Origin of the sequence: Helicobacter mehlei, from assembly GCF_003660265.1 — a bacterium.
In the GTDB taxonomy this organism is placed as follows: Bacteria; Campylobacterota; Campylobacteria; order Campylobacterales; family Helicobacteraceae; genus Helicobacter; species Helicobacter mehlei.
On the sequence record NZ_QXQP01000001.1, the window covers coordinates 1 to 22860 of the forward strand.

Sequence of the window (22860 nt, forward strand, 5' to 3'; positions counted from 1 at the left end):
GGGAGCTTTAACATGGGGGGTATGGGGGGTGGGAGTTTTGGCAACTTTGGGGATTTTGGCTTTTCAGAAAATTTAGATGTCCAAGTGGAAATCCAAATTGCCCTAAGAGAGGCAGTTTTAGGGGCAAAGCGTAAAATCCAACTCCAACATGATAGTTTTGAGATCAAAATCCCCGCTGGGGTCAAGGAGGGCGAGGTGTTGCGCGCACGGGGGCGCGGACACCAACAGGGCAGAATGCAGGGCGATGTGCTCTTAAAAGTGCATGTGCTGGAGGACAGCGAATACACCAGAGAGGGAGACGATCTCATTAAATCCTTTGATCTGCCCTTGAAGATTGCACTTTTTGGGGGCAAGGTGCAGGTGGAAACCTTGCACAGGGAAGTTAGCTTGAAAATCCCACCCAATACCAAAAACGCCCAAAAATTCCGCCTTAAAGAATTGGGGGTTAAAAACCGCAAAAGTGGGAACATGGGGGACTTATACCTAAAGGCTAATGTAATTTTGCCCCATACTGATAGCATGAGTGCGCAGTTTAAGCAAGTTTTGCAAGAACAATTAAAGGATTAGGCATGGTGGATTATGACGCACCGCTTTATTTGATCAGCGTGGTGGCTAAGATTTTAGGCGTGCATCCCCAGACCCTGCGCCAATATGAAAAAGAGGGGCTAGTAGAGCCTAAGCGCACCGATGGGAAAATGCGCCTCTATTCGCAACGCGATGTGGATAAGATCAAGACGATCTTGCGCCTAACCCGTGATATGGGTGTGAATTTAGCAGGGGTGGATATCATTTTGCGTTTAAAAGAACGCCTAGATGAGCTCGATAGTCTCAATGAGCAACTCCAAGCCCACGTGAAAAAACACGCCACTACCCCCACAGAAGCCAAACAAATCCAAAAAACTTCCTATGAGTTGATTTTATTTAAGAAGTCTTAAAGCACAGAGGGGGCTCAAACCCACTCTTTGACCTCTTATATGCCCTTTAATGTGATATGGGACTTGCACAACCACGCACTTTCACGCATTCACTGCCCAAAAGCTACCAAAACCAAGGATAGATTTCTTTGTTGCACCGATATCGATCAACTTCTCTTGCTTTGCACCAAATCCACTAGCATATATATTGGCCTGTTGTTGCACCTGTTGCATCGCCCGTTGCTTAAATCCTCCATTATGTGCCTTGCCATAAGGGCACAAGTGAGTTGTTGCATGCATACCCAAAAACAGAGGTTGTGTTATCCGTCAATGGCTGGTTAGGGTTAATGGCGTCTAACCGAGTGGTGCAACCCACAAAGAGGAGACCAGCGACTACCGCCCCTCCATATTAACAATGGATAACTAGCCATTGAAAAATGGCAAAATGATTGATTCGAGGGATTCAGGGTACTACTCCCCCCCTCTATATTCATAAACAAAAGGCACGGGGTGGTAATCCACCACCCTATCACCACAAGCTCCCATGCCAAAAAAGGCATCTTGCCAATTAGCCCATTTGTGTTCTTGGTGCTTCTCTTTGGGGCTAGAGCAATCAAGATTGACATAATCAGTGTCCTTAATGGCAAAATAATTTTGGAACAAGGCAATTTTAGCAGCGTTGTTTTGGCGACAACGGACTTGTTTGTTAAAGGTTTGGATATCGCCATTGTTATCGGTGTTTCTATCATCAGTAAGGATGATATGCAGATTTGCCTTTTTGAGCATATTGGGAAAATCCTCCACAATGCGCTGGCTTTGAGCGAAAATCTCCATATTACTATCAATCGCACTGGGTAAGACTATATAGAGGTCTTTAGCTTGGGGGTTTTGAGAAAGGATCGTAACGATTTGAGAGGTCGGAATGAGATCAAAAAGGGCGTTAAAATCACGGTGGTAGTAGGCATCATTAGCCTTTTGCATCTCTTGCATGCTCCGCCTAATCATTTGGCGGGCTTGCTTAAATCCACCAGAAGGGTCAGTGAGCTCAATAGCCAAAGTGTTGCCCTTGTCTAAAATCCATGTGCTATAAGTGGTGGTGCGCACACCCCAACCATAGAATGCGCCTTGATGTGCTTGGGCATAATCCTTGATCTGGGCGATGTTAAAATCTGTCCCTTCTAAGGGTTTTAGAGATAAAAGGGCGATGTCTCTGGGTTCATTTTCTTCCCCCTCATCATCCCCTTCAGGCACCTTATTGTTTAACATATCCCTAATCTTAGGGGGCGTGTTCTCATAGGCGCGCGCCTCTTGTATTCTCTGATGGATATAGGTTTTCTCTTGGGGCGTGGCGCGCTCTAAGAAATCCTGAGCTCTGTAAGCTTGGCTGTTATCTTTACTCACCACAAAGACATACAATTTGTCATATGCTTTAGAGCGCACGGCAACCACTACATCAAACTTAGCATTTAAACTCGTGCGCTCTTTTTCAAGGGGGTTAGTGCCTAAAAACTTAGACAACGCTTGTAAATTATCCTCACTAGTAAGCCCACCAGCAAGCAAACTACCCATACAAAGGCATAGTAACATTAACAAACGCATATTTAATCCTTTTTGGGGAGTGTGTAAAAGAGGGGCAAGAAGAAAGCAAGATCATCTGAATCTGTAACGCGATTTTTAGCAAGCCCCAATCTAAGGGTCAATCTGATGTTTTGCGTGATGCGCGCCATAGTTTTATGTTCCAATGTATGAGTCTCTGCTTCATTATCCAACACATCCGAGTCTAAAAACCGCGTGCATTGTTGCAAACGCGCTATGGTGCTAAGGTGTTGCGGGTTTTGTTGGAAATATTGTAGGCAAAGAGCTGCCCCCAAGAAGAGAGTATTCTCCACATCTTCACTAGGGTATCCTCCTAATAACACCACATGCACCCTTGCCTCTTTGGTGAGCTTTTCAAGCTTAGCTACAATCTCTTTGGACGGGACTCCTTTAGAGATGTAATAGACCTCCTTAACGGGGTGCTTGGATGGGGATTCTAGGGTGATGGTGTTTTTTGGAGGCAGTGCCTTGATAAATGCTTTAAAAGCTTTGGCATGCGTGGCGATAAAACGCTCCTTTTGCAAGGGGTCATTATGCTTTGCTGCTTGCTGACGCAACTCTAGGATTTGCTTGTAATCTCTTGGATCGGGCAAAACTAGCCCTCCATTGGCAGCCAACATTAAACTACTTTTGGGATCCCATAAAGACACTTCTTGCTCTTGGGTTTGCACATTTTGCGCTAACAGCACATTAAAAGAGGTGGCGTGTAAGGGCACTTGTTTTAAAATCATAAACACTTCCTTTGGTTTAGAAGAGGGGACAAAATGCAAATACACTTGTTTAGTGGTTTTGGTGTTAAAATCTGAGGGGTTGCCTAGGAGCATGGAACAAGACAAACAAACAAGACTTAAGATTTTTTGCACAGGCACTCCTTTTATTGGGGAATCGTGCATTATACTAAAAAGCGTTACACGCCACAAAATCTAAGGAGTCAAGAAAACTTGACAAATAGACAATGAAGTTGCTATAATATAAGTTTTATGCTGGCTTAGCTCAATTGGTAGAGCAGCTGCCTTGTAAGCAGCAGGTTGGGGGTTCAAGTCCCTTAGCCAGCTCCGGTGAGATACTCAAGTGGCCAACGAGGGCAGACTGTAAATCTGCTGGCTTTCGCCTTCCGTGGTTCGAATCCACGTCTCACCACCAGCGCGGGAATAGCTCAGTTGGCTAGAGCATCAGCCTTCCAAGCTGAGGGTCGCGGGTTCGAGTCCCGTTTCCCGCTCCAGTTAGGAGATTTGGCAAAGTGCCCATATAGCTCAGGGGTCAGAGCACTTCCTTGGTAAGGAAGAGGTCGGCGGTTCAATTCCGCTTATGGGCTCCAGTTGATGCAAATCCCTTAACGTGGCTTTTTAAAATTTTAGATAGGAGTCAAATATGGCAAAAGCAAAGTTTGAAAGAAATAAGCCCCATGTCAATGTCGGGACCATTGGGCATGTAGATCATGGCAAAACTACCTTGAGCGCGGCGATTTCTGCGGTGCTATCTCTCAAAGGTCTAGCCGAACTCAAAGATTATGACAACATTGACAACGCCCCTGAGGAAAAAGAGAGGGGTATTACCATTGCTACTTCTCACATTGAGTACTCCACAGAAAACCGCCACTATGCACATGTAGATTGTCCCGGACACGCTGACTATGTGAAAAATATGATCACCGGTGCCGCCCAAATGGATGGCGCGATTTTGGTTGTCTCAGCTGCTGATGGTCCCATGCCCCAAACCCGCGAACACATCTTATTAGCCCGTCAAGTGGGCGTACCCTATATCGTGGTGTTTTTGAACAAACAAGACATGGTCGATGACCAAGAGTTGTTGGACTTGGTGGAAATGGAAGTGCGCGAACTTTTGAGTCAATATGAGTTTCCCGGAGATGATACCCCTATCATTGCTGGCTCTGCTCTTAAAGCCCTGGAAGAAGCCAAATCAGGTAACGTAGGCGAATGGGGTCAAAAGGTTTTACAACTCATGGAAGAAGTGGATAAATACATCCCCACTCCCGAAAGAGATACTGAAAAAGCTTTCTTGATGCCCGTAGAAGATGTGTTTTCTATCGCTGGTCGAGGTACCGTGGTAACCGGTCGTATTGAACGCGGTGTGGTGAAAATCGGGGATGAAGTGGAAATTGTTGGCATTAAAGACACCCAAAAAACCACCGTTACTGGTGTGGAAATGTTCCGCAAAGAACTTGAAAAAGGTGAAGCTGGGGACAATGTGGGCGTGCTTTTGCGGGGCACAAAAAAAGAGGAAGTCTTCCGCGGTATGGTGCTTTGTAAGCCCGGCTCCATCACTCCCCATAAGAAATTTGAAGGCGAAGTCTATGTCCTCTCCAAAGAGGAAGGTGGTCGCCATACACCTTTTTTCAATGGCTATCGCCCCCAATTCTATGTCCGCACCACCGATGTAACCGGCTCTATCACTTTGCCTGAAGGCACAGAGATGATCATGCCCGGGGATAACACTAAAATTGTTGTGGAGCTCATTAGCTCTATTGCCCTAGAACTTGGGACAAAATTTGCGATCCGCGAAGGTGGTAAGACCGTGGGTGCGGGCGTGGTTACAAAGATCATTGAGTAGTTGGGGGATCATTGTGAAAGTTAAGGTAGGTTTGAAATGTTTGGGGTGTGAGGAGATCAACTACAGTACCACCAAGAACGCCAAAACAAACACAGAAAAACTGGAGCTCAAGAAGTTTTGTCGCAGAGAAAACAAGCACACCTTGCACAAGGAGATCAAGCTCAAGAGCTAGAGGATGGGGAGGGGTGAAGGTCAGTAGCTCCAATGGTAGAGCGTCGGTCTCCAAAACCGGTTGTTGGGGGTTCGAGTCCCTCCTGGCCTGCCAGTGGGTGTAAGATTTTAAAAGTGGGTGGCATGAAGAAGTTATTATCTCAGTATAAATTGACAAAAGAAGAGCTGTCAAAGGTGATTTTTCCGCTCAAAGAGCAGATTCGCAATGCCTTAGTATCCGTTTTGGTTGTGGTGACGATCATCACGCTATTTTTGACTTTGATAGATTTTGTTTTGTCGGCTTTTGTTTCTAGCGTGCTTTAGGGGAATTTAATGGGTATGGAGTGGTATGCGATCCAGACTTATTCGGGGAGCGAACAGGCGGTTAAAAAAGCCATTGAAAACATGGTGAGCGATCACAATATCGCCGATCGTGTCCAAGAGGTGATTGTGCCAACTGAGGATGTGATCGAGCTTTCTAAAAAGAGCAAGAATAAGGTTACTGAGCGGAGTTTGTATCCGGGTTATGTGTTTATCAAAGTCGATTTAGATGAAGTGCTTTGGCACAAAATCCAATCTTTACCTAGAGTGAGTCGTTTTATTGGAGAAAGCAAGAAACCCACCCCTCTAGGGGAAGCTGATATTAGCAACATTTTAGAGAAAATGACCCACCGGGCAGCCCCCAAGCCCAAGATTTATTATGAACGCGGGGAGGTGGTGCGCATCATTGAAGGACCTTTTGCGAATTTTACGGCTGTCGTGGAAGAATACGATGTCGAGCACCGCAAGTTGAAGCTGAATGTGTCTATTTTTGGGCGCAATACTTTGATTGAGATTTTATATTCTCAAGTTGAAAAAATCATTTAAGGAGCATGCATGGCAAAAAAGGTTGTCGGCGAGATCAAGTTACAAATCCCCGCAGGCAAGGCTAACCCCTCTCCGCCCGTAGGTCCAGCTTTGGGTCAAAGGGGTGTGAATATCATGGAGTTTTGCAAGGCATTTAATGAGCGCACAAAAGACATGGGGAGTTTTAATATCCCCGTGATCATCACGGTTTATCAAGATAAAAGTTTCACTTTTATCACCAAAAAACCCCCCGTTACAGACTTGATTAAAAAAGCCAGCGGGGTCGCCAAAGGCTCAGATAACCCCCTTAAAAACAAGGTGGGTAAGCTCACCATGCAACAAGTCGAGGAGATCGCCCAAAACAAGATGGAGGATCTCAACACCACCACCCTAGAGGCAGCTAAAAAGATCGTCATGGGGAGTGCTAGGAGCATGGGCATCGAGGTTGTAGAGTAGGAGAGAAAACATGGCAAAAGTGGCAAAAAGATTGCAAAAATTAGCAGAAAAGTTTGATAAAGACAAGGTGCATAGCGTTCAAGAGGGCGTTAGTGTAGTCAAATCCCTAGCTTCGGCTAAGTTTGATGAAAGTGTGGAGGTGGCTTTGCGTCTAGGGGTCGATCCCAGACATGCCGATCAAATGGTGCGCGGAGCGGTGGTCTTGCCCCATGGCACCGGTAAAAAAGTGCGTGTAGCTGTCTTTGCTAAAGACATCAAACTAGATGAAGCTAAAGAGGCGGGGGCTGATGTGGTCGGGGGCGAGGATTTGGCTGAGGAGATCAAAAACGGGAATACCAGTTTTGACATGGTGATCGCCACTCCGGACATGATGGCGGTTGTGGGGAAGGTGGGGCGTATTTTAGGCCCTAAAGGCTTGATGCCTAACCCCAAAACTGGCACCGTTACGATGGATGTCAAAAAAGCCGTGAGCAATGCCAAAAGCGGGCAAGTCAATTTCCGCGTGGATAAAAAGGGCAATTTGCACGCCCCCATTGGCAAAGCGAGCTTTAGTGAAGAGCAGATCCAGCAAAACCTGTTGGAGCTAGTCCGCACACTTAATAAACTCAAACCCAATACCTCAAAGGGCAAATATATCCGCAATGGTGTGGTGTCTTTGAGCATGTCCCCGGGTGTGCGTTTGGATTGTCAAGAGTTGATGGACACAAAATAATTTATCTTAGACTTAAGAAACAAGGGCGCAAGCTTGATTTACTTTGGTAGCCTTGTGGAAGTCAGGTCGGAAAGGAGGAAACCATGAATAAAGAGCAAAAACAAGAGCTTGTGGTACGCTTAAAAGAGGCATTCGCCAGCATGGATGCGTTGGTGGTGTGTGATTATAAAGGCTTGCCAGTCAAGCACTTAGAGCAATTACGTAATGCTGCTAGAGTGCAGGGCATCCAAGTGCAGGTGGTCAAAAACACCTTAGCCCGCCTAGCCCTTCAAGAAGCGGGTCTAAGTCCCTTAGAGCTTAAAGAGACTAATATCTTTGTTTGGGGGAGCGATCAGATCGCTTTATCTAAATTGGTGATGGGCTTTGCTAAGGACCACAAGGATCATTTTCACATCAAAGCCGGGCTTTATGAAAAGCAAGCTGTGGATCGCGCGCATGTGGAGGCTATCTCCAAATTACCCAGCAAAGAAGAGCTTATTGGCATGCTCTTGTCTGTTTGGATGGCACCGGCAAGGTATTTTGTTACCGGTTTGGACAATTTGAGAAAAGCAAAAGAACAAGAATAAAGGATGACTATGGCAATTAGCAAAGAAGAAGTGTTAGAGTATATTGGGGGCTTGAGTGTTTTAGAGCTCTCAGAACTGGTTAAAGCGTTTGAAGAAAAGTTTGGCGTGAGCGCAACACCTGTGGCAGTAGCTGGAGCTGTAGCCGGAGCATCTACTGAAGTGGCTGAGGAAAAAACCGAGTTTAGCGTGGTGCTCGCTGAAACCGGGGCGGAAAAAATTAAGGTCATTAAAGTCGTGCGCGAGATCACCGGGCTAGGGCTTAAAGAGGCTAAAGAAGCCACCGAGAAAACCCCGCACGTACTCAAAGAAGGTGTGAATAAAGAAGAGTCTGAGGCCATCAAGAAAAAACTCGAGGAAGTGGGGGCAAAAGTCGAAATCAAATAGCTTTTTGTCTTTTTACAAAAAGGAGGGGAAGGGAGGGGAGATAAGTGGCGCAAGGATGTAGCGTGCGTTATTTAGGTCAATCTACCCAAAGCTTCAAATCCACCAATAAAGGTTTATAGACATGGATACTTTAAGGAATCGCTTACGCGCGGATTTTACACGACTCCCACAAGAGCTAGAAGTCCCCAACCTCCTACTCTTGCAAAAAGACAGCTATGAAGCGTTCTTATACGCCAAAGAAGGTAAGGAGAGCGGGATTGAACGGGTGTTTAAGTCTGTCTTCCCCATCCATGACACCCAAAACCGCATCACCCTTGAATATGGCGGGTGTGAGTATGGGAAATCCAAATACACCGTGAGAGAAGCCATGGAGAGAGGGATTACCTACTCTGTTCCCTTGAAAATTAAAATCCGTTTGATTTTATGGGAGAGGGATTCTAAGAGTGGGGAGAAACTGGGGGCTAAGGATATTAAAGAGCAAAATATTTTTATCCGTGAAATCCCCTTGATGACCGATCGCACTTCCTTTATCATCAATGGCGTAGAGCGCGTGGTGGTCAATCAGCTCCACAGGAGTCCGGGCGTGATTTTTAAAGAGGAAAAATCTTCTACCAGCGCAAACAAACTCATCTATACCGGACAGATCATTCCCGATCGTGGATCGTGGCTTTATTTTGAATACGATGTGAAAGATATCTTGCATGTGCGCATTAACAAACGGCGTAAAGTCTCAGCCACTATTTTATTCCGGGCTCTAGGTTATAGCAAACAGGACATTATTAAAATTTTCTACCCGTTGTTAAAGGTGCGCTACAAAGCTATCAGCCCCACAGAGGGTAAATACTTTATCCCCTTTGAGAGCATTGATGCCAATAGCCGGGTAGATTTTGATCTCAAGGACGATCAGGGGAATATTTTACTGGCAGCGACCAAAAAGATCACTGCTAAAAAAGCCAGAGAAATTAAAGAAAGCGGGGTAGAGTGGGTCGAATACCCCACAAATATTTTGCTCAACCGCTACCTAGCCGAACCGGTTTTGGATAGTGATGGGGGCGTGTTGTTAGATACTCTAACCCAGCTAGAAGCCCCTAAACTAGACAAACTACGCGCCAGTGGCATTGAGGAATTTGTGATCGCCAATGATTTGGCTTTAGGGCATGATGCTTCCATCATCAAATCCTTTGGCACCGATGCCGAATCGCTCAAAAACGAATCGCTCAAATTGCTCAGACAGAGTGAGAAAATAGAGGACGAAAATGCCCTAGCGGCTGTGCGTATTTACAAGGTGATGCGCCCGGGGGATCCTGTAACCCCAGACGTGGCTAAGGCTTATGTGCAACAACTCTTTTTTGATCCCGAACGCTATGACTTAACGATGGTTGGGCGCATGAAAATGAACCACAAATTGCATTTAAAAGTACCCGATTATGTCACCGTGCTCACCCATGAGGACATCATTGAGACGGTCAAATACTTGATCAAGATTAAAAACGCTGAAGGGCAGATTGACGATCGCGATCACTTGGGTAACCGCCGTATCCGTGCTGTGGGCGAGCTCTTAGCAAACGAATTGCACGAGGGCTTGATGAAAATGCAAAAGAGCATTAAAGATAAGCTCACCACTATGAACACTGCCCTAGATACGCTCATGCCTCATGATTTGGTCAATTCTAAGATGATCACCAGCACCATTTTAGAGTTTTTCATGAGCGGGCAACTCTCCCAGTTCATGGATCAAACCAATCCGCTATCCGAGGTTACACACAAACGCCGTTTGTCCGCTTTGGGTGAGGGGGGGCTAGTCAAGGATCGCGTAGGCTTTGAGGCACGCGATGTGCACCCCACCCACTATGGGCGTATCTGCCCCATTGAGACCCCAGAGGGGCAAAATATCGGGCTAATTAACACCCTATCCACCTTTACCCGTGTCAATGACCTAGGTTTCATTGAAGCTCCTTATAAAAAGGTGGTGGATGGTAAGGTTAGCGATGAAGTGGTGTATTTGACTGCAATCCAAGAGGAAGGGCAGGTGATCGCACCTGCTAGCACACGGGTGGATAAACAAGGCTATATCCAAGAGGATTTAGTGGAAACACGTGTGGGCGGGGAAATTGTGCTCAATGAAAAACACAAGGTTACTTTAATGGATTTAAGCTCGCGCATGCTGGTGGGCGTGGCCGCCTCGCTCATCCCCTTTTTAGAACATGACGATGCTAACCGCGCGCTTATGGGCACCAACATGCAACGCCAAGCCGTGCCCCTTTTAAAGGCAGAAACGCCCATCGTGGGCACCGGCATTGAAAAGATCATCGCCCGCGATTCGTGGGGGAGCGTGAAGGCCCAGCGTGGGGGGGTTGTCGAAAAAGTGGATTCCAAAAACATCTACATTTTAGGGGAGGATGACAAAGAAACCTACATTGATGCCTATTTGTTGCAAAAAAACCTACGCACCAACCAAAACACCTGTTTTAACCAAGTTCCCATTGTCAAAGTGGGCGATGTGGTGGAGGCAGGGCAGATCATTGCCGATGGCCCCAGCATGGATCAAGGTGAGTTGGCTTTAGGGAAAAATATCCGTGTGGCGTTCATGCCTTGGAATGGCTATAACTTTGAAGATGCAATCGTGGTGAGCGAGAAGATCACCAAAGAGGATATTTTTACCTCCGTGCATATCTATGAAAAAGAGATTGAAGCTAGAGAGCTCAAACATGGGATCGAGGAGTTTAGCGCGGACATTCCCGATGTCAAAGAAGAAGAGGTTGCTCACTTAGATAGCGGGGGGATTGTCAAGATCGGAACTTATGTGAGTGCAGGCATGATTTTGGTAGGCAAGGTGTCCCCCAAGGGTGAGATGAAAAGCACGCCAGAGGAACGACTCTTGCGCGCCATCTTTGGGGACAAGGCTGGGCATGTGGTCAATAAATCTCTTTATTGCCCCCCCTCTTTGGAGGGGACGGTGATTGGGGTGAATATCCTCACCAAAAAGGGCTATGAAAAAGACGCGCGCGCCATTAGTGCCTATGAGGAAGAGAAGGCGGTGCTAGACATCGAGCACTACGATCGCCTAACCATGCTCAATCGCGAGGAACTTTTACAAATTAGCTCGATTTTCTCCAAAGAGCCCCTAGAGGAAGCCACGACTCTAAATGAGGTCGAATACGCTAAGGGTGATTGCATCCCTAAAGAGGTGGTGCTCGAGATCAACCGCTTTGCGCTCAATTCGCTCGCCAAGAAATACAAAAAAGAGGTCCAAGATCGCTTTGAGCAAATCAAAGCCAACTTCTTAGAGCAAAAGAAAATTTTAGGTCAAGAACACGAGGAAAAACTCTCGATCTTAGAAAAAGATGACATCTTGCCCAATGGGGTCATCAAGCAGGTTAAAATTTACATCGCCACCAAGCGCAAGCTCAAGGTGGGGGACAAAATGGCAGGACGGCATGGCAATAAGGGCATTGTCTCTAACATCGTCCCCATTGCCGACATGCCCTATACTGCCGATGGGCAACCGGTCGATATTGTGCTAAACCCCCTAGGCGTGCCCAGCCGCATGAATATCGGGCAGATTTTGGAAGTGCATTTGGGCTTGGTGGGCAAACAATTAGGGGATCAAATCAGCACCCTCTTAGAGCAACACAATGCGGACATGCTTAAAAAATTGCGCGCCAAAATGCTCGAGATCGCCCATGTGGTGAATGTGGATAACCATGATTTGGCTAAAATGCTGGAAAAGTGCAGCGATGAGGCACTTTTGGGCTATGCGCGCGATTGGAGTTCTGGAGTCAAGTTTGCCATCCCCGTTTTTGAGGGCATCTCTAGTGAGCAGTTCATGAATCTCTTTAAGCTAGCCCAAATTGATTTGGATGGCAAAACCGAGCTTTATGACGGGCGCACGGGTGAAAAGATGAAAGAACGGGTGAATGTGGGCTACATGTACATGCTCAAATTGCACCACCTGGTGGATGAAAAGGTGCATGCTAGAAGCACAGGACCCTATTCTTTGGTAACCCACCAACCTGTAGGCGGGAAGGCACTTTTTGGGGGGCAACGCTTTGGGGAAATGGAAGTTTGGGCATTGGAGGCTTATGGAGCAGCCCACACGCTTAAAGAGATGCTCACCGTGAAATCTGATGACATTAGAGGGCGTGAGAATGCCTATAAAGCCATTGCACGGGGCGAACATGTGGGCGAATCTGAAATCCCGGAAACCTTTTATGTTTTGACCAAAGAATTACAATCTTTGGGGCTAGATGTGAATATCTTTAATGAGGAAGTGGATGAATTTGGCGCGCCTAAACCCATTGTGATCAAAGAGGACGATCGCCCCAAAGACTTTAGCTCCTTCCAACTCACTTTGGCTAGCCCGGATAAAATCAAAGAGTGGAGCTATGGGGAGGTTAAAAAGCCCGAGACGATCAATTACCGCACCCTCAAGCCCGAGCGCGACGGACTCTTTTGTATGAAAATCTTTGGACCTACCAAGGATTATGAATGCCTGTGTGGCAAATACAAAAAACCCCGCTACAAAACCATCGGCACTTGTGAAAAATGTGGGGTAGCAATCACCAGCTCCAAAGTGCGCTCCTTTAGAATGGGGCATATTGAGCTAGCCACGCCCGTAGCGCATATTTGGTATGTGAGCTCTCTACCTAGCCGCATTGGTACGCTACTAGGGATCAAGATGAAGGACTTAGAACGCGTACTTTACTATGAAGCCTACATTGTCAAAGAACCCGGCGAGGCTTTTTATGATAGCGAATGCACCAAACCCATTTGCAAATACGACATTTTAAATGAGGAGCAATTCCAAAGCGTGGCGCGCCTCAATGAAGATAAGGGTTTTGTGGCACACATGGGCGGGGAGGTGATCAAGGACCTTTTAGAAGAGTTGGATTTAGTCGCTTTGCTCAGAAGCTTAAAAGAGGATGTCAAGGAGACCAATTCAGATGCCAAGAAAAAGAAACTCATCAAACGGCTTAAAGTGGTGGAGAGTTTCTTAAATTCAGGCAATCGCCCCGAGTGGATGATGCTCACCGCCCTGCCCGTGCTACCCCCCGATTTGCGCCCGCTCGTGGCTTTGGATGGAGGCAAATTTGCTGTCAGCGATGTCAATGAGCTCTACCGTCGCGTGATTAATCGCAACCAACGCCTGAAACGACTCATGGAATTGGGTGCGCCGGAAATCATTGTGCGCAATGAAAAACGCATGTTGCAAGAGGCCGTAGATGCCTTATTTGATAATGGCAGAAATGCTAACGCCGTTAAGGGTGCCAACAAACGTCCCTTAAAATCGCTCTCAGAGATCATCAAGGGCAAACAAGGGCGTTTCCGCCAAAACTTGTTGGGCAAACGGGTGGATTTCTCGGGGCGTAGCGTGATTGTGGTGGGGCCTAATTTGCGCATGGATGAATGCGGGTTGCCTAAAAACATGGCCTTAGAACTCTTCAAACCCCATTTGCTCTCCAAGCTAGAGGAAAAGGGCTTTGCAACCACCCTCAAGCAAGCCAAGCGCATGATCGAGCAAAAAAGCAATGAAGTTTGGGAATGCTTAGAGGAAATCGTGCAAGGCTATCCTGTCTTGCTCAACCGCGCCCCCACTTTGCACAAACAATCAATTCAAGCCTTCCACCCCAAACTCATTGATGGCAAGGCGATTCAGTTACACCCCTTAGTGTGTTCGGCTTTCAACGCCGACTTTGATGGGGATCAAATGGCTGTGCATGTGCCCTTAAGCCAAGAAGCCATCACCGAGTGCAAGGTTTTAATGCTAAGTTCGATGAATATTTTATTGCCTGCTAGTGGTAAGGCGGTCGCCGTGCCCAGCCAAGATATGGTGCTAGGACTTTACTACCTCTCTTTGGAAAAGAGTGGGGTATTAGGGGAGCATAAACTCTTTTCCAGCGTGCATGAGGTTTTGATGGCTGTGGATACCAAGGTGCTAGATTTGCATGCTAAGGTGCGTGTCTTGCACGATCGCCACATTTTACACACCACTGCTGGGCGTTTGGTTTTAAAATCCATTTTGCCCGACTTTGTGCCCATACACCTATGGAATAAAATGATGACCAAAAAGGACATTGGGGCATTGGTGGATTTTGTGCATAAAGAAAGCGGGATTGGGGCGAGTGCGCGCTTTTTAGACAATCTCAAAATGCTAGGCTTCCGCTACGCCACTAAGGCTGGAATCTCCATTTCTATGGAAGATATTATCACACCCAAAAATAAAATCCGCATGGTGGAAAATGCCAAAGAAAAGGTGCGGGCAATCCAAGCGCAATTTGAGGGTGGGCATTTAACTACACAAGAACGTTACAATAAAATCATTGACATTTGGACGGAGGTCAATGATTTGATGAGCAAGGAAATGATGCAAGCCATTGCGGAGGACAAAGAGGGCTTTAACTCCATCTATATGATGGCTAATAGCGGGGCACGTGGCTCGGCTGCCCAAATCCGGCAACTCTCTGCGATGCGTGGGTTGATGACCAAACCGGATGGTACGATCATTGAAACGCCTATTATCTCCAACTTTAAAGAGGGTTTGAATGTCCTAGAATATTTTAACTCCACGCACGGGGCACGTAAGGGGTTAGCCGATACGGCATTGAAAACCGCCACGGCTGGTTATCTCACCCGTAAGCTCATCGATGTTTCCCAAAATGTCAAGGTCGTGCAAGAGGATTGTGGCACGCATGAGGGAATCGAGATTACAGACATCACCGTAGGGAGTGAGCTGATCGAGCCCTTAGAAGAGCGCATTTTTGGGCGCGTCTTAGTTGAGGACATCATCGATCCGCTCACAAATGAGGTTTTGTTAAACGCCGATACAATGGTGGATGAGGAGAAGGCTAAAAAAATCATTGAAGCGGGGATCAAATCCGTAACGATTCGCACGCCCGTAACCTGTAAGGCACAAAAGGGCGTGTGTGCCAAATGCTATGGCTTAAACTTGGGCGAGGGCAAGATGGTCAAACCCGGGGAGGCTGTGGGCGTGGTGGCGGCCCAATCCATTGGGGAGCCGGGCACACAATTAACCCTAAGGACTTTCCATGTGGGCGGGACGGCTTCAAGGAGCCAAGAAGAACATGAAATTGTGGCAAACAATGAGGGTTTTGTGCGCTTCTTTAATATCAAAACCTACCAAAACAAGGAGGGTAAAAATATTATTGTCAATCGCCGCAACGCAGCGATTCTTGTGGTTGAGCCCAAGATCAAAGCCCCTTTTGCTGGCGTGTTGAAAATTGATAGCGCGCATGAAGAGGTCGTTTTGAGCGTGGTGGGTGAGGGGCAAGAGGCTAAGTTTGTGCTTAGAAAGAGCGATGTGGCCAAACCCAATGAGTTAGCAGGCGTGAGTGGCAAGATTGAGGGCAAAATTTATTTGCCCTATGCCAGCGGGCATGCCGTGCGTGAGGGTGGGAGCATTGCTGACATCATTAAAGATGGCTGGAATGTGCCTAACCGTATCCCCTATGCAAGTGAAATTGCCATCAATGATAACGACCCCATCACTCAAGAAATCAGTGCCAAAGAGAGGGGCGTAGTGAAGTATTACCACTTGGTAGGCGATCACTTGGAACGCTCTAGGGGTATTCGGGCAGGTGATGTGGTGCAAGAAAAGGGTTTGTTTGCTGTGGTGGCCGATGAGAACGATCAAGAGGCAATCCGCCACTACATCGCTAGAGATTCGGTTGTGGAAGTTGATGACAATAGTCCTGTTGAAAGCGATACGCTCTTAGTCAGACCCAGTCAAGACACTAAGAATGTGATCGCCTCTTGGGACCCTTACAACACGCCTATTATTGCTGATGCCAGCGGGGTTGTGCGTTACATGGACATTATTTCTGGAGTGAGTGCAACTGAGAGTGAGGATGAAAATACGGGGGTGCGCACTTTGGTGATCAATGAATATATCCCCAGTGGTTACAAGCCCAGTCTATTATTGGAGACAGATGGGCAGAGTATCCAGTATTTGCTAGAGCCCAAAACCTCTATTGTGGTCAATGAGGGCATGGCCGTTGAGGTTGCCGACATCTTGGCTAAAATCCCCAAAGCCACCATCAAATCTAAAGACATCACGGGGGGCTTGCCCCGGGTTTCTGATATTTTTGAGGCTAGAAAATCCAAGCCCAAAGACATCGCGATTCTTTCTGAAATTGATGGGGTGGTGAGCTTTGGCAAGAGCGCGCGCAATAAAGAGCGGGTTTTGATCACCTCTGCTGATGGGCGTAGCGTGGAATATTTTGTGGATAAGGGCAAGCAGATTTTAGTCCACGCCAATGAATTTGTGCATGCAGGCGAGGCGATCACTGATGGCGTGGTGAGCAGTCATGACATCTTGCGCATTAGCGGGGAAAAAGAGTTGCACAAATACATTGTGAGCGAGGTCCAACAAGTCTATCGTCGCCAAGGGGTGAGCATTGCCGATAAGCACATTGAGATCATCGTCTCCCAAATGTTACGCCAAGTGCGGATTTTAGATAGCGGGGATACTAAGTTCATTGAAGGCGATTTGGTGAGCAAAAAGCACTTTAAAGAGGAGAATCAGCGCATCTTAAGCCTCAAGGGTGAGCCTGCCATTGCTGAACCCGTGCTTTTGGGAATCACCCGCGCTGCCATTGGGAGTGATAGCATTATCTCAGCAGCCAGCTTCCAAGAGACCACAAAAGTGCTCACAGAGGCGAGCATTGCGATGAAAAAGGACTTCTTGGAGGACTTGAAAGAAAATGTCGTCTTAGGGCGCATGATCCCTGTAGGCACAGGGCTTTACAAGGATAAAAAAGTGGGGGTTAAAATTGAGGAGGAGCGTGCCAAACACTAATGAAAATCCCCCTTGCCCTATAGGGGCACAACTGGCTAACTAAAATTCTGGCATGTTTTGGGTGTTATAACCCCCATGCCATGCTGGGTATTTGGTGGGACTATCACAACCCAAGAATATATCTTCCATACACCCGACCCTAGACAGTTCCCAAGTTTCTAAGCCTTTAAAGTTTGTGCGCTCTGGCTGATAAAACAACCAACTCGGGTCCCTTAAGTCTCCAATATCAACTCCAGCCAAATGGACTTTTTTATTTTTGATTAATTTCTGAACACAACCATTAGCCTAAGTTTTGCCCATTTTGAGCTTATTAGCTTGAATTAATCTGTATTCACAAAATGCAATGGCTCAAAGCCGTTTTTGGGGCGTGATCTGCTAAAATAGGTTTTTATCCCTCATCTTAAGGTTTGCCATGGAAAAAGTTGCTGTGTTGATGGGGAGCCAGAGCGATACGCCGATCGTGCAAGAGGGGGTCAAAATCTTACAAGATTTTGGCGCACCCTTTGAATGGCGCATACTCTCAGCGCACCGCACCCCCCAAGCTCTCAAAAGTTTTGTTTTGGAGAGTGGTTGTAGCGTGTTTATCGCTGCTGCTGGCAAAGCCGCACATTTAGCAGGTGTGATCGCTTCGCTCACCACCCGCCCTATCATCGCTCTACCCATTTTAACCTCCGATCTAGGCGGGCTAGATTCCTTGCTCTCCAGTGTGCAGATGCCTAAAGGTATCCCAGTTGCCTGTGTGGGGATCAATGCGGCTAGCAATGCTGCACTACTGGCTTTACAAATACTCGCCCTAAACGATCCCCTTTTAGCCCAAAAACTCACTAAGCACCGCCAAGAGCAAGAATCTCAAGTCTTGCAAGCCGATCTTGAACTCCAAAGGCTCCTATGAAACCCACAACTCTTTTATACGAAGGCAAGGCTAAAAAAGTCTATGCCACCAGCGATCCGACTCTTTGCATTGTAGAGTATAAAGACAGCGCGACTGCTTTTAATGGAGCTAAAAAAGCCACTTTAGAGGGCAAGGGCGCGCTCAATAATGCCATTAGTAACCAGCTGATGGCGTATTTGCACGATCAAGGCGTGGCAACCCATTTTGTGGAAACACTCAGCCCCACCCAAAGCCTCGTCAAAAAGCTGGAGATGTTTGCCCTAGAGGTCATTGTGCGTAATTTGTGTGCGGGCTCGATGGCACAAAGATTGGGTATTGCAGAGGGCACAAGCTTTGAGAGCCCAGTTTTAGAGTTTTGCTACAAAAATGATTCTCTTGGCGATCCACTCATCAACGATCACCACGCCCTAGCCCTCAAACTGGCTAGTTTGGATCAATTAGAGCAGATCAAAGTCCTAGCCTTAAAAATCAATGCCCACTTGCAAGAGTATTTCAAGCCAAGAGGGATTATTTTGGTGGATTTCAAGTTAGAATTTGGGCACTCTGGTGGGCAGATCATCTTAGGCGATGAGATTTCCCCAGATACTTGCCGTTTTTGGGATAGCCAAACTCGCCGAAAACTCGACAAAGATCGCTTTAGACAGGATTTGGGCGGGGTGTGTGAGGCTTATGCGCTCATCTTAGAAAAGGTCTCTGTTAGGAGTTAGCATGGTTAAGGAAGAATGCGGGGTGTTTGGGGCTTTTGCCCCCACAAGTACCCAGCTAGCCCCCCTAGCTTATAATGCTCTGTGTGCCCTGCAACACAGGGGGCAAGAGGGCTGTGGGATCGCGCTCACACACAAGGGGCATATCACCTATTATAAAAATACGGGGCTAGTCAGCGAGGTTTTCACCCCCACTATCTTAGAACGCCTAGGTCAGGGGGAAATTTGTATCGGGCATGTGCGCTATGGCACCACAGGGGAGAATAACCGCACCAATACCCAGCCCATTGTGTTAAATCATATTAAAGAGCCCATTGCCATCGCCCATAATGGGAATTTGGTTAATTCTCTAGCCCTACGCTACGAATTGGAGCTCAAGGGCTGTATTTTCCACACCTCCAGCGACACAGAAGTGATCGCCTATTTGATCGCCAAGCACAGATTACACACCTCTAGCCTAGAAGAGGCGATTTTAGCCGCTGTGCCTAGCTTGCAAGGGGCTTACTCTCTAGTGATCATGACCGCTGATAAACTCATCGCCCTTAGGGATTGCTTTGGCTTTAGACCCCTATGCTTGGGGCAGACCCCTAGTGGGACTTACATTGTTGCCTCTGAGAGTTGTGCTTTAGATGCCTTAGGGGCATCTTTTATTAGGGATATCGATCCGGGTGAGATGGTGAGCATCGATTCTAGTGGCCTGCACGCCTGCTCTCTAACCCCCAAACAAGAACGCAAAATTTGCTCCTTTGAGTATATCTATTTTGCGCGGGGCGACTCTATGCTAGAGGGTAAAAGCGTGCATTTGGCGCGCTTGCGCGCAGGGGAATATTTGGCTCAAATTGCCCCCGCTCAAGCCGATGTCGTGGTGGGCGTACCTGATTCGGGGATTGATGCGGCTTTGGGCTATTCTAGAGCATCTAAGATTCCCTACGCTTTGGGCTTTATCAAAAACCGCTACATCACACGCACTTTTATTGCCCCTGAGCAAGAACGCACAGAGAAATTACGCCTCAAACTCAACCCGATCATTCCCAATCTACAAGGCAAAAAGATCGTGTTGATTGATGACTCCATTGTGCGGGGGAACACCACCAAACGCCTAGCCCAGCTATTGCGGGGGGTGGGGGTGCAAGAAATCCACATGCGAATCTCCTCCCCCCCCTTTTTGCACCCCTGTTTCTATGGGACAGACATTGATTCTCAAGAACATTTGATCGCCCACAAGCACAGCATTGAGGAAATCACCCAGCTTTTAGGTTTGGATTCGCTAGCCTACCTGCCCTTAGAGGGGATTGATTTTATGCTGGAGGGTTTGGGCTGTTGCAAGGCGTGTTTTTCAGGGCACTACCCCACCCCCACGCCCAAAGAAAAAATCACCCTCAAAGCCCCCACCCACATTTAAAGGAAAATTATAATGGAATCTTACAAGCAAGCGGGCGTAAATGTCCAAGCCGGTTATGAAGCGGTGGAACGCATGAAAAAACACATTGCGCGCACCAAAATCCAGCCCCTCAACACGATCGGGGGTTTTGCCGGGCTCTTTGCGCTGGATTTAAAGGATTATAGCCAGCCCGTGCTGGTGAGCGGAGCTGATGGCGTGGGGACCAAGTTAAAGTTGGCCTTCTTGTTGGAAGATCACAGCAGTATCGGGATCGATTGTGTGGCGATGTGTGTGAATGATGTTTTGTGCATGGGGGCTAAACCCCTGTTTTTTTTAGATTACATCGCCCTTGATAAAAACGAGCCTAGCAAGGTGGAAAGCATTGTCGCGGGCGTAGCACAAGGGTGCATCGAGGCGGATTGTGAGCTTTTGGGCGGGGAGAGTGCGGAAATGCCTGGATTTTATGCGCCTAAAGAATACGATTTAGCCGGCTTTTGTGTGGGGATTGTAGAACAATCCCAAATCTTAGACTCTAAGAGTGTGCAAGTGGGCGATGTGTTGATTGGGCTAGCCTCTAGCGGGTTGCATTCTAATGGTTTTTCTTTAGTGCGCCAAATTTTAGCCAATCAGAGAATCGATGCGCTACACACCGATTTTGAAGGGCAAAATCTAGCCCAAGTCTTGCTCACCCCCACGCGTATTTATGTTAAGCCCGTGTTAGAACTCTTGGCTAAAATCCGGGTTAAATCCATCGCACACATCACCGGTGGGGGTTTTTTGGAAAATATCCCCCGGGCTTTGCCTGATGGGCTAAAAGCTAAAATTGATCTAAAAGCCTTCCCCACCCCGCCTATTTTTGATTTTTTGCGCTCTTTAGGGGGGCTGGGGCTGTTGGAATGTTTTAGCGTGTTTAATATGGGCGTTGGGATGGTGATCGTGCTAGAGAGCGGGCATGCCAGCCAAGCTTTAGAGATTTTAAAACAAGCAGGGGTAAGTGCTTATGTGATCGGAGAAGTTGTTAGTGGGGAGGGGGTGGAGCTATGCTAGGCAAACAACGATATTTTGGGCGGGGTATTCTCATCGGGGCGAGTGGGGATTGTGTCTTTTTGGGGTATTTTTTGATGGGCAGGAGTGGGGCTAGCCAAAACCGATTTTTGAGCCTTGAGGGGGACAACGTTAAAATTTCTCTACTAGAACCCACAACTCAAGACACAACGCTCATCCTCTACCCGCCCTTAGTGCATGTGGGTGATCGCCAAATTGTGATTAGCAATGGGAGTCAAACTGAGGCGATTGTGCAAACCCTACAAGAGGAGGGGAGTTTTGAGGGGGCTTTGCGCACCCAAACTTTTGAGCCTGATGCGCCCCATTTCACGCCCCGCATTAGCGCGTTGGTTTGCTTAGATGGGGCAGACTTTAGTTACCAACTTAGCTTGATCAAAGCTCTAGAGCCGCCCGCTTGTGCGCGCTTTTTTTATAAATACGAGAGCGTGGCTGGGCGGGGGCATTTCTTGCATACTTACGATCATGATAACGACCCTTTGCCTGCCTTTTGTGGCGAGCCTAAGCCCCTTACAATCCCGCCTAGTTTGACTGAGTGGGGCGAAAGCCTATGGGAGGCACTGGATAGTGAATATAAAGTTGCGCTTTGTGTGCAGAGTGTGCATTTAAAAAGTGGCCAAGTGAAAACCCTCATTTTTAATAGGAAAACCCATGCCTAGTTTGCCCCTCAAATACGGAATCAACCCCCACCAGCTCCAAGCCTCTTTAAGTGCACCCACCCTCCCGCTTAAAATCCTCAATGGCAACCCTAGTTACATCAATTTTTTAGATGCGCTCAATGGCTACCAGTTGGTCAAAGAATTGGAATACGCTCTAAAGTGCCCCGCTGCCACCTCGTTTAAACATGCTAGCCCCACCTCTAGCGCGCTGGCTAGACCTCTTGAAGAGGCGCGTTTAAAAGCCTATTTTTTAAGTCCGGCGATCAATGATTCGCCTATAGCCACTGCCTATGCACGCGCACGGGGGGCGGATCGGCTAAGCTCCTTTGGGGATTTTGTAGCTTTGAGTGCACCTTGCGATCTGGCTTGTGCGCAGATGTTAAGCGTTGAGGTGAGCGATGGGATCATCGCTCCTGACTTTGAGCCTAAAGCCCTAGAGTTGCTTAAGCAAAAGAAAAAGGGGGGGTATGTGATTTTACAAATCGATCCGAGCTACACCCCCCCACTTTTAGAAAAACGCGATGTTTTTGGGCTCACACTCACCCAAGAGCGCAACCATGCCCCCATTAACCTAGATTGTTTAAAAGACATTGTGAGTCAAAAAAAAGAGTTGCCCACGCAAGCTAAGGAAGATTTGATTTTGAGCCTCATCACGCTCAAATACACCCAGTCTAATTCCATTTGCCTAGCCTATGAGGGGCAAGCCATCGGGGTGGGGGCAGGGCAACAATCCCGCATTTATTGCACCAAGATCGCCGCTGATAAAGCCGATTTGTGGCATTTAAGAGTCCATCCCAAAGTCTTAGATTTGCCCTTTAGGCCCAAATTGCCCCGCCCCACTAGAGATAACCTCATCTATGCCTATCTCACCCACGGGCTTTCTCAAGCTGATTTAGAGCATTTCACGAGCCCGCCTGAACCCTTGAACCTAGAGGAAAAAGTAGGCTATCTCAAAGGGATTTGTGGCGTGAGTTTGGGGAGCGATGCGTTTTTTCCATTTAGTGATAGTTTGGAGCGTGCCGCCTTAAGTGGAGTGGGCTATGTGGCTCAAAGTGGGGGGAGCAAGCAGGATAAAAGCGTGATTGCCACCAGCGATGCACTGGGCATGGTGATGATCTTTACCCATTTGCGTTTATTCCACCATTAGGAGAA

20 protein-coding genes and 5 tRNA genes are annotated in these 22860 nt (G+C 47.5%); 22 read left to right on the top strand and 3 right to left on the bottom strand.

Translation table 11 applies throughout. From position 1 onward, the window contains the following. Nucleotides 1-567 (top strand): J domain-containing protein (locus EAO36_RS00005; protein ID WP_235852328.1); only part of this gene is annotated, 567 nt, incomplete at its 5' end. 2 nt (nucleotides 568-569) lie between these two features. Further along, nucleotides 570-935: a heat shock protein transcriptional repressor HspR gene (locus tag EAO36_RS00010; protein WP_120948703.1), complete on the top strand. Its 366-nt coding sequence runs from the start codon at nucleotides 570-572 to the stop codon at nucleotides 933-935. An 81-nt stretch (nucleotides 936-1016) separates the two neighbouring features. On the opposite strand, the gene EAO36_RS08880 is transcribed toward EAO36_RS00010, so the two are convergent. The 3 genes from EAO36_RS08880 to EAO36_RS00020 all read right to left on the bottom strand — a co-directional run bounded on the left by EAO36_RS08880 (nucleotide 1017) and on the right by EAO36_RS00020 (nucleotide 3373). Then, nucleotides 1017-1148, bottom strand: coding sequence for a hypothetical protein (locus EAO36_RS08880; protein WP_268877247.1), 132 nt, complete (start codon nucleotides 1146-1148; stop codon nucleotides 1017-1019). Nucleotides 1149-1385: 237 nt separating this feature from the next. Next, nucleotides 1386-2513: a hypothetical protein gene (locus EAO36_RS00015; protein WP_235852329.1), complete on the bottom strand. Its 1128-nt coding sequence runs from the start codon at nucleotides 2511-2513 to the stop codon at nucleotides 1386-1388. Nucleotides 2514-2515: 2 nt separating this feature from the next. Then, nucleotides 2516-3373 carry a hypothetical protein gene (locus EAO36_RS00020; protein WP_235852330.1) on the bottom strand — a complete coding sequence of 286 codons (858 nt, stop codon included), beginning with the start codon at nucleotides 3371-3373 and terminating at the stop codon, nucleotides 2516-2518. Between the two features lie 119 nt (nucleotides 3374-3492). On the opposite strand from EAO36_RS00020, the gene EAO36_RS00025 reads away from it, so the two are divergent. From EAO36_RS00025 to EAO36_RS00120, 20 genes are all read left to right on the top strand, one after another. After that, nucleotides 3493-3565: transfer RNA gene (locus tag EAO36_RS00025), tRNA-Thr, on the top strand. Nucleotides 3566-3567: 2 nt separating this feature from the next. Beyond that, a tRNA-Tyr gene (locus EAO36_RS00030) sits at nucleotides 3568-3653 on the top strand. Between the two features lie 2 nt (nucleotides 3654-3655). Next, nucleotides 3656-3732: transfer RNA gene (locus tag EAO36_RS00035), tRNA-Gly, on the top strand. A gap of 20 nt (nucleotides 3733-3752) precedes the next feature. Beyond that, a tRNA-Thr gene (locus tag EAO36_RS00040) sits at nucleotides 3753-3828 on the top strand. Between the two features lie 53 nt (nucleotides 3829-3881). Beyond that, complete coding sequence (tuf, locus tag EAO36_RS00045) at nucleotides 3882-5081, top strand: elongation factor Tu (protein WP_120947838.1); 1200 nt, start codon at nucleotides 3882-3884, stop codon at nucleotides 5079-5081. Between the two features lie 13 nt (nucleotides 5082-5094). Then, nucleotides 5095-5253 (top strand): 50S ribosomal protein L33, encoded by a 159-nt coding sequence (gene rpmG / locus EAO36_RS00050; protein ID WP_006017816.1) that lies wholly within the window; start codon nucleotides 5095-5097, stop codon nucleotides 5251-5253. A gap of 17 nt (nucleotides 5254-5270) precedes the next feature. Next, a tRNA-Trp gene (locus EAO36_RS00055) sits at nucleotides 5271-5346 on the top strand. Between the two features lie 29 nt (nucleotides 5347-5375). After that, nucleotides 5376-5555 (top strand): preprotein translocase subunit SecE, encoded by a 180-nt coding sequence (gene secE / locus EAO36_RS00060; protein WP_120947839.1) that lies wholly within the window; start codon nucleotides 5376-5378, stop codon nucleotides 5553-5555. Nucleotides 5556-5570: 15 nt separating this feature from the next. Continuing rightward, on the top strand, nucleotides 5571-6098 hold the full coding sequence (gene nusG, locus EAO36_RS00065; RefSeq protein ID WP_104638355.1) for a transcription termination/antitermination protein NusG: 528 nt from the start codon (nucleotides 5571-5573) through the stop codon (nucleotides 6096-6098). Between the two features lie 9 nt (nucleotides 6099-6107). Next, a complete protein-coding gene (gene rplK / locus EAO36_RS00070; protein WP_120947840.1) occupies nucleotides 6108-6533 on the top strand; it encodes a 50S ribosomal protein L11 in 426 nt (141 codons plus the stop codon). A 10-nt stretch (nucleotides 6534-6543) separates the two neighbouring features. Then, nucleotides 6544-7245, top strand: a complete 702-nt coding sequence (gene rplA, locus EAO36_RS00075) for a 50S ribosomal protein L1 (RefSeq protein ID WP_120947841.1) — start codon at nucleotides 6544-6546, stop codon at nucleotides 7243-7245. A gap of 83 nt (nucleotides 7246-7328) precedes the next feature. Next, nucleotides 7329-7811: a 50S ribosomal protein L10 gene (gene rplJ, locus EAO36_RS00080; protein WP_120947842.1), complete on the top strand. Its 483-nt coding sequence runs from the start codon at nucleotides 7329-7331 to the stop codon at nucleotides 7809-7811. 9 nt (nucleotides 7812-7820) lie between these two features. After that, nucleotides 7821-8195: a 50S ribosomal protein L7/L12 gene (gene rplL, locus EAO36_RS00085; protein WP_120947843.1), complete on the top strand. Its 375-nt coding sequence runs from the start codon at nucleotides 7821-7823 to the stop codon at nucleotides 8193-8195. A 121-nt stretch (nucleotides 8196-8316) separates the two neighbouring features. Continuing rightward, nucleotides 8317-17010, top strand: coding sequence for a DNA-directed RNA polymerase subunit beta/beta' (locus tag EAO36_RS00090; protein ID WP_120947844.1), 8694 nt, complete (start codon nucleotides 8317-8319; stop codon nucleotides 17008-17010). Between the two features lie 412 nt (nucleotides 17011-17422). Further along, nucleotides 17423-17902 carry a 5-(carboxyamino)imidazole ribonucleotide mutase gene (gene purE / locus EAO36_RS00095; RefSeq protein WP_120947845.1) on the top strand — a complete coding sequence of 160 codons (480 nt, stop codon included), beginning with the start codon at nucleotides 17423-17425 and terminating at the stop codon, nucleotides 17900-17902. Further along, nucleotides 17899-18609: a phosphoribosylaminoimidazolesuccinocarboxamide synthase gene (gene purC / locus EAO36_RS00100; RefSeq protein WP_120955486.1), complete on the top strand. Its 711-nt coding sequence runs from the start codon at nucleotides 17899-17901 to the stop codon at nucleotides 18607-18609. The genes purE and purC overlap by 4 nt, the downstream gene beginning before the upstream one ends. 1 nt (nucleotide 18610) lies before the next feature. Then, the gene (purF, locus tag EAO36_RS00105) at nucleotides 18611-20008 is read left to right on the top strand and encodes an amidophosphoribosyltransferase (protein ID WP_120955488.1); all 1398 of its coding nucleotides are present in this window, start codon (nucleotides 18611-18613) and stop codon (nucleotides 20006-20008) included. 12 nt (nucleotides 20009-20020) lie between these two features. After that, nucleotides 20021-21034 carry a phosphoribosylformylglycinamidine cyclo-ligase gene (gene purM / locus EAO36_RS00110; protein WP_120947847.1) on the top strand — a complete coding sequence of 338 codons (1014 nt, stop codon included), beginning with the start codon at nucleotides 20021-20023 and terminating at the stop codon, nucleotides 21032-21034. After that, nucleotides 21028-21708 carry an IMP cyclohydrolase gene (locus tag EAO36_RS00115; protein WP_120947848.1) on the top strand — a complete coding sequence of 227 codons (681 nt, stop codon included), beginning with the start codon at nucleotides 21028-21030 and terminating at the stop codon, nucleotides 21706-21708. The genes purM and EAO36_RS00115 overlap by 7 nt, the downstream gene beginning before the upstream one ends. Then, a complete protein-coding gene (locus EAO36_RS00120) occupies nucleotides 21701-22855 on the top strand; it encodes a phosphoribosylaminoimidazolecarboxamide formyltransferase (RefSeq protein WP_120947849.1) in 1155 nt (384 codons plus the stop codon). The genes EAO36_RS00115 and EAO36_RS00120 overlap by 8 nt, the downstream gene beginning before the upstream one ends. Nucleotides 22856-22860 lie beyond the last annotated feature (5 nt).

Bases quoted from the DNA above. Each gene is read 5' to 3' on its own strand.
- EAO36_RS00010 (WP_120948703.1), top strand. From the start codon at position 570: ATGGTGGATTATGACGCACCGCTTTATTTGATCAGCGTGGTGGCTAAG.
- EAO36_RS08880 (WP_268877247.1), bottom strand. From the start codon at position 1,148: ATGCAACAGGTGCAACAACAGGCCAATATATATGCTAGTGGATTTGGT.
- EAO36_RS00015 (WP_235852329.1), bottom strand. From the start codon at position 2,513: ATGCGTTTGTTAATGTTACTATGCCTTTGTATGGGTAGTTTGCTTGCT.
- tuf (WP_120947838.1), top strand. From the start codon at position 3,882: ATGGCAAAAGCAAAGTTTGAAAGAAATAAGCCCCATGTCAATGTCGGG.
- secE (WP_120947839.1), top strand. From the start codon at position 5,376: ATGAAGAAGTTATTATCTCAGTATAAATTGACAAAAGAAGAGCTGTCA.
- nusG (WP_104638355.1), top strand. From the start codon at position 5,571: ATGGAGTGGTATGCGATCCAGACTTATTCGGGGAGCGAACAGGCGGTT.
- rplK (WP_120947840.1), top strand. From the start codon at position 6,108: ATGGCAAAAAAGGTTGTCGGCGAGATCAAGTTACAAATCCCCGCAGGC.
- rplA (WP_120947841.1), top strand. From the start codon at position 6,544: ATGGCAAAAGTGGCAAAAAGATTGCAAAAATTAGCAGAAAAGTTTGAT.
- rplJ (WP_120947842.1), top strand. From the start codon at position 7,329: ATGAATAAAGAGCAAAAACAAGAGCTTGTGGTACGCTTAAAAGAGGCA.
- rplL (WP_120947843.1), top strand. From the start codon at position 7,821: ATGGCAATTAGCAAAGAAGAAGTGTTAGAGTATATTGGGGGCTTGAGT.
- EAO36_RS00090 (WP_120947844.1), top strand. From the start codon at position 8,317: ATGGATACTTTAAGGAATCGCTTACGCGCGGATTTTACACGACTCCCA.
- purE (WP_120947845.1), top strand. From the start codon at position 17,423: ATGGAAAAAGTTGCTGTGTTGATGGGGAGCCAGAGCGATACGCCGATC.
- purC (WP_120955486.1), top strand. From the start codon at position 17,899: ATGAAACCCACAACTCTTTTATACGAAGGCAAGGCTAAAAAAGTCTAT.
- purF (WP_120955488.1), top strand. From the start codon at position 18,611: ATGGTTAAGGAAGAATGCGGGGTGTTTGGGGCTTTTGCCCCCACAAGT.
- purM (WP_120947847.1), top strand. From the start codon at position 20,021: ATGGAATCTTACAAGCAAGCGGGCGTAAATGTCCAAGCCGGTTATGAA.
- EAO36_RS00115 (WP_120947848.1), top strand. From the start codon at position 21,028: ATGCTAGGCAAACAACGATATTTTGGGCGGGGTATTCTCATCGGGGCG.
- EAO36_RS00120 (WP_120947849.1), top strand. From the start codon at position 21,701: ATGCCTAGTTTGCCCCTCAAATACGGAATCAACCCCCACCAGCTCCAA.